The sequence below is a fragment of the Photorhabdus australis DSM 17609 genome (genome assembly GCF_000711895.1).
Taxonomy (GTDB): domain Bacteria; phylum Pseudomonadota; class Gammaproteobacteria; order Enterobacterales; family Enterobacteriaceae; genus Photorhabdus; species Photorhabdus australis.
On sequence record NZ_JONO01000057.1, the window covers coordinates 20210 to 31636 of the forward strand.

1 protein-coding gene is annotated in these 11427 nt (G+C 44.3%); it reads right to left on the reverse strand.

Features of this window, described 5'->3' with window-relative positions:
• Positions 1-142: 142 nt before the first annotated feature.
• The gene (gene rtxA, locus BO26_RS14890; protein ID WP_036772698.1) at positions 143-10447 is read right to left on the reverse strand and encodes an MARTX multifunctional-autoprocessing repeats-in-toxin holotoxin RtxA; all 10305 of its coding nucleotides are present in this window, start codon (positions 10445-10447) and stop codon (positions 143-145) included.
• Positions 10448-11427 lie beyond the last annotated feature (980 nt).

Below are 11427 nucleotides of genomic sequence, written 5' to 3' on the forward strand. Positions count from 1 at the left end.
CTCACCTACTCTGTGAGCCACTTCATTATTTTATCCCAGAGTTTTGACATCCTCCCCCACTTTCGCACTTCGTGACTCAAGAGGGGGAGGATGTCAACAGGAAGACTTTTGCAAATTTGGCCGCAAGCAAAGTTCAGGTTAATTAAGCAAATTTCCCTTTACCCATCGCTGCATCAGTCCATGCGGTCGCTATGGCGATTTTCGCTTTACTGTCCAAGCCTTCAATAAAACCATTATCACCCGCTGTCGGAGCAAAACTGCTCATTGTCTGGATTAGAAAATCAACCAGATTATCCGAAAATGCGGTAAATTCACTCTCACCTAATGCGTTTTCATTACCCCTCTGTGCCACCAATTTAGCTCGATGACCATTAAAGTAATTATCAAAGGTAACTGATCCCACTGATTCAAATACGCTTTGAGCAGTTTTATCCCTGGGATGACGATTCACCGACAGCACCAAATCATATCCGCTGCGTTGGAGCCACAGGTTTTTCCAGTCAATATTGTGCAACAGAATGATATCTTCTGCGTTGATATCATTAACCCGGCTATCAATCACTTCACCACTGACCACAAAACTGTCTACACCTGCCCCACCCCGGAAGCTGTTTTGATAACCACCCAGCACTAACAAATCCTGACCATCACCACCATCAAATTGGCTGAACTTCGAAATCTCAGCGGCTATCAGGTGATCATCACCTTCTCCGCCATTAATCACCGCATGGTAGCCCATTAGTTTGATCTCATCGTTACCCGTGCTGCCATCGATTCGGTTATCGTTGCCAAACACTCTGGCACTGTCATCGCTTTCACCTAAATCAACCCGGTTGTTATTGCCGATGGTCACCGCATAGTCCTGACCGGCCCCGGCATCCACCCGGTTGTAGTTACCGGAAGCGACAACGTAATCCTGCCCGTTACCCACATCAATAAAACCACCTTCACCAAAGACAAAGGCTTGATCATTACCTTCACCCATAAAAACCTGGTTAATCCGTCCGGCTACCACGGCGGTATCATTACCATTTCCGCCAAACATCCAGTTTTCACGCCCCATCAGGACGCCCATGTCATTCCCTTCACCGCCCGCAAAGATGTTGGAGGTACCCATCGAGTAATAAACATCATCGCCACGACCACCCCAGAAGTTGTTGTTATCGCCCAGATAAGCACTGAGATCTTTTCCGTCACCACCCCAGTTGAAGTTATAGTTGCCCAGCGATATATGGATGTCACCATCCTCTTGCAGATGACCGCTGTTACGCAGGAAATCAAAAGTTTTTTGCTCCATGTTAAGCAAATCTGTCGTTAAATTTTCTTTTAAATTAGCCACTGATGACTGCATTTCTGCTTGCTTATCTTGACTGAACATCGTCGCAAACAGGTTAGGCAAATTCAGTGAATTAAAGCCAAATATACGCTCTGAGTTGTCGCTAACCTGAACATCCTCTCTGTTGTGAATAACAACCGAAGCTCCCTGTTCCCGGTTTTCATCAGACGTTTTCTCTATCAGCCCATGACTTTCAGCAAATGACCTGACACCATCTGACCCCATATCTATGCCTGCTCGCAAACCATCAAGCAATTTCTCTGGGTTAGTGAGGACTTTCAGTTGATTACCGCCAAATTCCCCTATCACTTCCAACATCTCTCGCAGAATAGCCTCGCCATCAACAGGCTCACCTGTACGGGAAACTATTTGCCCCTCTGCGGTGTAATCCACACCAAAGATATCCGCTAAGGTGGTATCTGCACTGACACCCGACAACCGACCAAGTAATTTGTTTTTAAGCTGACGCGGCAGGTCCTGCAGGTTATAGGTGAAAGTGGTCTTTATTAGCCCAGTTGCCGTGAATTGCTGACTCATCAGACCAAACAGTGAACCCAGGTTAATATCCAGAATCGACTGAATATTGTCACCGAACATTAAGTTCCAGTTACCGGTTGTAACCTGGATATCGGCCCCTCGTCCGCCAACAGCAAAGTTGAAAGCCAGCTTCTGATTGGCCTGGAGGAATTTATTTGCGCGGCTCATTTTGCCTGTGTCAATACTATTATCACTTAGCCACTGATAATATTTCTTATTCAACGTTGCTTCCGCGTCACTCTTCAAGCCACGACTACTTCGCTCATGCTGTGAATCCAGATTAACCAGTGTTTTGTAGTCCACACTGCTGGTTTGGTCTAAGCCAGACATTTCCTGCACAAACTTCTCCGCACCAGATAGCGTCCACTGCTGATCTTGCGCCACTAACCAGTTCCACTCTTCACCAGAACGGGCAATCGACTTCAGTACACCAGTAACACGAACCGCACCATCAAATGAATTGACCAGCGGTGGCGTTGGAATGGATTTATCCATCATGACGATTAGGTCATTACTTCGCCCTTGGTTGAAACTGACGTTACGGTTACCAATAAACATCTGTGCTCCTTCAAACGCCTGGTAACCGCCAATATCGAAGCTGCGTTTGCTATCACCATGGCCAATATGAACCATCACATTGTTATCACCGAAGGCCAGTGATTTAAAACCCCCGGCTCCCACTTTAACGCCTACGTTAGATGCTCCCCAATTGAGCGCAGTAAACTCACCCTCACCCACATTTATCTGAATATTGCCTGAATAACTGAGCGAGCGACTCAGTTTATCGTTTGTGTCAATCTCAATATTATTCTTACGTTTTTTAGGCGCTGTAAAAGCACGATGATGCTCCGCAATCGCGCCTTTAGCCACAGCATCAGCGGATGTGTAACCTACCTTAGAAAGGGTGATATCACTTTCATCAATACCACGAACAACTCTTTCTGTACTGATTATCAGTTCACTCTGTTTATTCCATTTGAATATGATTTTGTTATCAGGCAGGTTATTGACCCATTGGTTATTCTGGTCACGGGTAAATTTACGGCCATTAACATCAACCGCCACTTCGCTACGGCGAGCAGAAACATCGCTGCGAATACCTTGTTTATCCATGGCGATGATAAAACGACGGGCAAAACCGTCTCGTTTGTCATCATTGATCAGAGAACAACCCACAATGCTGATATGGATAGGTTTATCTGCCCGCTTAAGATCCTGACTGAACTGTTTTAGTTTTACTGCCAGTTCATCGGCACTGTAACCACTTAGGCGAGTGTTATTCTGCGCTGATCCGTCACGGCCATGACCCACAATCTGCCAGCGTAATATGCCTGATAATTTGGATGGGTTGCCATAAACCACATGGTATTTACCATCGGCATCGAGTTGTACAATCACGCTGGAATCTGGATGTTTACCCGCCAGATTAGCTGCCGCTTTAGCGACTATCGGGTCATCCTCCAGCTGAATAATAACTTGACCACTGAAACGGGTTTCACAAATATCCGTTTGGGGTGTGACAGTAATATGTTCCCAATTTTCTACATTTTTGTTTTTAACAGTGTCATTTGATGACAGTTTTTCCAACCCGGGGAATATCACGTCACCATCAGCCGATGCTTTTAGTATTAGTTTGTTCGCTGCCGGATAAGTCAGTATTTTGTTGATATTCGACTGCACGAAACCAGCAGCTTGTTTAAAATTGTTACTCTCAACTTCGACCAGAATTTTCTTATTCTGCTTACCTTGTTTCGTTGTCACTTCCAGCGTTATTTCACGCTCACCGTAATCCACCACGCGTCCGGTAACATTTGAACCCAAGGTAAAAGTCTTGCCTTGCTCTTTCAGAGCACGCAGTATGTAGCCTTGTTCGCCTTCCCGCGCCTGTTTCCAAACACCGTCATATTTCGCAATGGTTCCCTTTTCAAATTTATTGAATTGAACATAGAAACTCTGGCCTGGTTTTTCACTCGCCTGGAATTTGTAACCCGTGAAGTACGCTTTAAGGTAGCCTTTATGGAAAGAGTCCATAAAACGGCGAAAATCATTGTAATTGGCAAACGACTTAGCGCCATAGTTAGGATCATAAAATGACCAAACTGTTTGGGCTCCATCTTTATGTACAGCAACTGACATTGCATGATCTTCAGACATAAATGTCATGTAAATCGACTTTTTTACATTGCGCAACTTACTCATGACAGACTCATAACCTTCAGCTTCATAATTCAATGCAGCGTGGATATTTGGCCCGGCCAATCCATTGGCTTTCAATTTTCCGCCATAAGCGGCGTTAGCTTTGTTATACCCGGCAACCGTAGAACTATCCATCGACTGGCTGTACTGCATCGATAATAAATCTTCAATCACCGGGCCAATATTTTGGCGACGGTATTGGGTCAGCAAAGAGGATTCGATGGAGTTAATATCAGTTTTCTTATTCACTGATGTGTCGCTGTAAGCTTTAACCGCATCCTTCAACCACATCATATAAGCTTTACCCCCTCCTGAACCATGTACTCGTTCTTCCATCAAATAACGAGCAGATAAAGCGAAACATAACCCTTTACGCAGTGATTTTGATTCCGTCTTATTTCCGTCAGTCAGGAGTACACTGCCAATTTCTGGAATAATCTTGTCGAGTTTCTCCAACAAGTTATCACCCTGACTGAAATGGAATGAATAAGCTTCCAGCTCTTTCCCATGTGCCATGAAGTCAAAGATTTTGTTGTCAATTTTTTGCAACACATCTCCCTTGATGACATCACGATTTTGAGAATTAGCGATTTGTTTATCAGATACCGATATTGTGGGTAATGTTTTTTCTTTATTGTTAATCGGCGTATTTGTCGATAGATTTTTATGGTTTTTCTCTACTGAGAATTGATTGTTCACCGCATAGCGGAAATTGGCACTAATCTGCAATCGGTTGATGGCTCCTTTCGCCTCTCTCAGCACGTCCAAATCTTCTTCTGTCAATCCTGTACTGAATCGCCCATCGGCATGTACGACAGATTCAGGATTAACATGACTGCCAGTTTCTACCCTCTCTGTCGGTTCATAAGCCTTGCCAGATAAACCACTACCAGATGCCCCTACACGCTGCGGTTTAGTATTATCGCTTTGCTTCACACTTTGCGCGTCGGTTCGTGCCTGAGCTACTTTATCCCCGGCAACAGCAATGTCACGCTTACCCTGCTTTTCCGCATTCTGACAGGCCAGATTGGCATCGTTTTCAGCTTTTTCTACCCGTTGTTGTGAAGATGCCTCCTTCTTTCTTAATTCTGCCCTTATCTGCGCTTTCGTAATATCTTGTTTCACGCTGGCACGATGTTGCTCACTTTGCGCTACGCTTACCTCTGATTTTGCTACCGCTTTTTTGACTGCTTGATGGTTACCGGCAACCATTCGTTCCGCATTGGCTATTTTTTCCTGAGCAATATGCTTAGCAGAATCCAATTTATCCTGCACACTGCCCAGAAATCCGGCAGCAAATTGATTGCGCCACTCGTCACCTGATTCGCCGTGATGATTCACATAGCCGTTGAGCACATCCAGACCTTGAGTCATCGAGATCAGCTCATCAGTAACTGCCTGTGATTCTTCTTTCACTGCATCACGCTGCACTTGCCCATTGGTGTTTAACACCGTCTGATCTGTTGATTTAAGTTGAGATTGTGTTTCTGCAATCGCTGCCAGTTGTTTATCGTTTTCTTGCTCCAGGAGGCGACGATCTGCTTCAGCTTTTTCTTTATCATTTAACGCATTTTGCGCCGCTCTATCCTGTTTCGCATGTTCGGTAACAGCATTGACTTGTCGGGAATTCTCAGATTTTGCAACAATATTATCCAGAACATAGCCTATCCCATCATTTAAACCAGTACCTTTAAACTCAATTCGGTTATTACCCGTTTTTGCTGTCAATTCCAGGGTTTTATTTTGCCATTGAGTGATATCTCCAGATGCTGAGAATACAGATTTACCGTTCCAAAAAACCTCCATACCATTGTTAGTGAGATAAGCATTGGGGCGATTGGCAAAATCAAAGCTCAGTAAAATCACTTCTCCTTCGCACAAGTTTTGCAGGTCCTGATAAATAGTAGTGTTTTTATCTGCATCAAGTTCACTGACTCGCTCTCCATGACCTGCATTATCCAGACCGTAAGCACTCGCTGAGTGATACGTCTCAATACCATTAGTTGCTGACCAGCCGTGATTACCTTGCTCAAAATTACCATTGATGATCAGATTCGCTTTCTGGCCTGAATCAAAATTTTCGTTAATATCTAATGAACGATGAATCTTATCGAGATCAGGTGTTGCTATCTCTGTCACAGAACCGTTCAGGCGATTGTTTAAATCCGAACCTAACGGCGCAATTTCCTCCATTTTAAACCCGTCAATAGCAGAGACTTCGGTAACATTAATCGCACCCCGACCCTTATGCGTGCCAGACGTGTTGGCCTCATCCCCCTGAATCAGATAGTTGATCGCTTGACTGCCGCCTACACCTAATGCCGTTTGTTTGATATTTTCAAAGAAGGCAGCGAGTTTATTACTTTCGGTGCGACCTTCTGCAATTGCAAGGCTGTAAAAATCACCGTTACCAAGCTTAATCGCCACGTTATTACGTGCATAAGAAGCATTGATACCCAAACCATCACCCACATGGATATTGGCATTACCTTTGCCTTTCATCACCGCAACATTCAGGCCATTTCCAACATTGGCATTAACATTGTACTGACCCCATGCCAGATTAACCGAAACACCATCACCCACTTTGGTATTCACGTTAAAATCGCCGTGAGCTGTATTCACACTTAAGCCGTTACCTACTGTTGTCGTGATATTGGCCTGACCTTTTGCCGCAGTAACCTGCTTACCGTCGCCCACTTTGGTAACGATATTGCCTTTACTCCACAAAGCGCTAAAGCTGTCACCCTGTCCCACCTGAGTCACAATATTAGCGTCACCTTTAGCTAACACTACATTGCGCCCATCACCGACCTTAGTGATAACATTCGCTGAGCCCCAGGCTCCGGTATAATCATCACCGCTACCTGCATGAGTGATAATATTGGTCTCCCCCTGAACAACCGCAACTTCTTGTCCATCACCCACTTTAGTCATGATGTTCGCTTTACCTTTCGCGAAGTTGTAACGATCACCATCACCTTTTTGCGTCAGAATATTAGCCTCACCCCAGACAGCGTTAATCCCAGCCCCCTTCCCCACTTTAGTAATAATATTGGCTTTACCTTTCGCGAAACCGACTGTAGTACCATCGCCGACATGAGTCATAATGTTACCCACATCGGAAACAAGCAGGCCAATGGTCGTACCATTCCCCACTTTGGTCAGAATATTACCTTTGCTAAGTAGTACTCCAGCAGTTGCCGAGTCGCCCACATGCGTGATGATGTTAGCTTTCGCTGTGGCAACAACCCCCATAAAGTCATTACCCACTTTAGTAACAATATTCGCTTCACCCAGCGCCAGGACACCCGTCAGACCATTACCAGCGTGAGTCATGATATTGGCCTGGCCAAACATCGCCGCCAGCGTAATGCCGTCACCCACTTTGGTCATCACATTCAGTTCACCGGCAAACAAGCCGATACTGGTGCCATCACCTGTATGAGAATAGATATTGGCTTTGCCAATCATTAAGGCGGCTGTCAGGTCATTGCCGACTTTCGTCAGCACATTGGCACCACCGATCATGGCAGCAAAAGTATTACCATCACCTACATGGGTAAAGATATTGGCTTCACCAATCATCGCTGACAAAGTCATACCATTACCCACTTTGGTCGCGATATTACCTTTTGCCAACATCAGGGCAACACTTGTACCATCGCCAATATGGGTAAATACATTGCCAACAGCTACCATCAGTGACAACGCATCACCGTCACCCACTTTGGTAAAGATGTTTACTGCGCCGCCCATCAACGCCCACGCATCACCCTTGCCAACATGGGTAAAGAGGTTGCCCGCGCCGATCATAGCGGCAATCGCGCTACCCTCCCCAACTTTAGTGAAGATATTACCCGCCGCCCCCATCACACCCAATGTCTGACCGTCACCGACATGAGTCAGAATGTTACCGATACCCAGCATGGTACCCATCGTATCGCCGTTGCCTATTTTGGTCAGAATATTGGCGCCACCCAGCATAACGCCCGTCGTATTACCGTTACCAATGTGGGTTAGAACGTTTGCGCCACCGCCCATCACAGCCAACACATTGCCCAGCCCTTTCCTGGTAAGAACATTAGCGCCACCTAATGCAATTACCCTGGTATCTGACATTTCAACATCATCACTGATATGTGTGATAATGTTGGCCCCCCCTAACATGCCGGAAACCATATCTCCTGTACCAAGCTTAGTTAGCACATTAGCGCCACCCACCAGCACCGAGGACACATTGCCGTTACCCTTTTGGGCCATGAGATTAAAACCACCGGCACCTGACCAATTCGCTCTACCATTACCAATATGTGTGTGCGTATTGTAACCACCCTGCATCACTACCCGGCTGTTGCCGTTGCCTTTATGAATCGAAATATTACCAACCGCCAAAAGATGGGCCAGATATCGGCCATCACCGATTCGTACAAATACGTTCGCAGCACCTCCAGCGTTAACATCCATTTCTCCCCGCAGGCTTTGATGAACAACAACATTTGCTAAACCAGCGCCATGAAACGTCAGATTCCCTTCTTCACCATGTCTTACAATGATGTTAGCAACTCCTCCGCCTGAAAAATCGACATTGCCACGGGTAACACTGGAAGTAATCACATTTCCACCACCTGCGCCGCTAAATTGAATGTCACCGGAACTGGCACCATTTTTGGCAAACGCACTTACCAACTCCTGCTGACGGTATTCTTCAGTATGTGCTAATCGATCAGAGGCCCGACGTATCGTTGTATCAAGACTATATTGCAGCTGACTTAGCATGTAGCTATCGGCACTGATAGCGTAATAATCGTTTGCAGGCGAAATGTCTTCATCAGCTAAATTGCCCGTATGATCACCGGCCTTGTACCATGCACAGGCAAAGTATTTAAGCTCCTCCGTAATTGGATCGTTTTCCAACTTAACAACCACCACTTTGGTGTGCGATCCCAAATATTTGGCATACATATAAGTGTTCGGTTGACGGTTCGATTTCACCGCAGAAACGTCAACTTTCTCACCATTATCACAAATCGCCTGCCCTTCCATTTTTGCATTGAGCAGCGTGATATCTTCCGCTTTAACCGTTGTTCCACCGGCATAAATAATCCATTTGTTTTCAGAGACATTATCTTCAACGGAACGAATGGTAACGGATTGATGATGTTCAACACCCAAATTAAAAAGGCGGTAGGCATCATTGATGTTTAGATTGGTAAATCCATTAGCTGAAGATATATCCGTTGAAGCAAGATTTTTAAGATGCTTACCTTCTTTATACCAAGAGGTAGCATAATAATTGAGCTTACCGGTTTCAGGATCGTTAAAAAGATGAACTTTGCTGATTTTGGTATACATTTCATCAGCAAATGCGAAGAGATAAGTATCAGGCTCTCTCGTTGACTTTATGCCGGTCACTGGCTGGGATTCCAGAATCCAACTTCCTCCCATCGTCGCGGTGGTTAAAACTATCTCTCCAGCCTTTGCATATTCCAGCGCCTCACTAAGAAAATCCTCATTTGCGCCGATTCTTGATATTTGATTGTAAGCCCCAGCCCCGGAGAAGCTGATATTACCGTGTGCAACATCAGAGTAAATTTTGTTATAACCGCCTATGCCTTCAAAGGTGATATCACCATGGGTCTGCACATAGATATCTTCTTTTTGGCGAGTACGTTTAATTCGGTTCGAAGCTCCTGCACCACTCAAGGTAATATTACCTTCTTTACCTTTGCGTATAATGTGGTTATCTGCTCCAGCACCAGTGAAATTAATATTACCGCTTTCAATCCGAGAACTGATGCTATTTGCAGTACCTGCACCATTAAACGTCACATCTCCAGAACTTCCTTTATAGCGGTTATACCAAGTGTGGTCGATTTGGTTACCCGCTCCTGCACCATCAAAGTACAAATTACCCTGATTAATTTCATGCCATAATTTATTGTAACCACCAGCACCTTTAAAGTTTACGTCACCGGTTAGACCTTTACGGACCATTTCGTTATAAACAGCCGCACCAGTAAAATCCAGTTCTCCCTGGTTACCTGTATGATTCAGGGAAATGCCACCCGCAGCGCCGGCAAATAAAACATTACCATCACCACTTTTATCAATATCTGCGTAACCTGCCCCCCCTTTTACGGTCAAATTACCCGTAGAATCCTCGATTTCTAAATATGCAGCACCACCAACCACTGTGTCATTACCGGTACCGGTATATACCTTCGCCGCTATTGAGCCAAGCGTAATATAGTCATTCCCTCCGCGGGCATAAATGTAACCACCAAATCCAATAGCATCAATGTCATTATTATCGTCATCAGCAAAATAATTCCCGGTAAAAAAATATTCTGCGCTCCTGCTTGATGATTTACCCATAAACAATTCCCTTGATTTAATATTAAATTTAAAATTGTATCCAGCAGATATAACAACAATGTTGAATATCCTATTTCACGCACAATAAAAGTCCTCCGGTCCTTACTGAGAAAAAGAACCGACAGAAAAAATTATTAGCAACCTTATGATCTCTACAAAACAGCATGCTTATTTCGGAAAAAGCATACAAATCTGTTTAATAATCAGGCTTTATTTGGCGTTTTTATCGATAGAAATATTATTTCATCATAATTTCATACAGCATAATATTTATCCAAATAAAACCAATTAAATAAAACAATAATCCTAAAATTCCTGAAAAACAGATGATTTTCGGGTGTTTTTTAGGCATATTTTTATCAACAACCACAGCATTAAACTCAGAAAGTTTTTAAGCTGATGTCTCTGTAAATCTTTTCAAATAAATGAATCGAATAAAATAAAGCAAAAATTCAAAAACAATATTTAATGAAGAAAATATAACTAATTGAAACTAAGATATAACGTTTTTCGAATTATGCCCAATTATTTATTGTCTCGTTATAAAAACATTCAATTAATTCTAATGAAACAATATTATTGAGGTATAATTACATAAAGAAATTTATAATGATAATCTGCCTGAGAAAAAGTAAGTAATATAAGTAGTACAATCGAGTAGGAGACGGGATCGCTCCCGCCGTCCTCTCACACCACCGTACGTACGGTTCCGTATACGGCGGTTCATTGTTAACGCTGGAACTGCCTATGAAGTTCCTGCAGTGATAAGAGTCCCGCTTGTGAGAACGCTTTCTTTGGATATGCCTGGTTCATGTGACTGGCTCCTGAGTTCCACCAAGGTCCTCGCTGGTTTGTCGCTGATCTCCACGCTCTTCCTTCCCCAAGTCCGCTCCTCATTAGCATTCTTGCTCGGGCGTACGACCTTTTCCTTTGCCGCCATATCAGGCAGCGCAGTTTTCGCCGTATCCAACTATCCAGCT

Bases quoted from the DNA above. Each gene is read 5' to 3' on its own strand.
- rtxA (WP_036772698.1), bottom strand. From the start codon at position 10,447: ATGGGTAAATCATCAAGCAGGAGCGCAGAATATTTTTTTACCGGGAAT.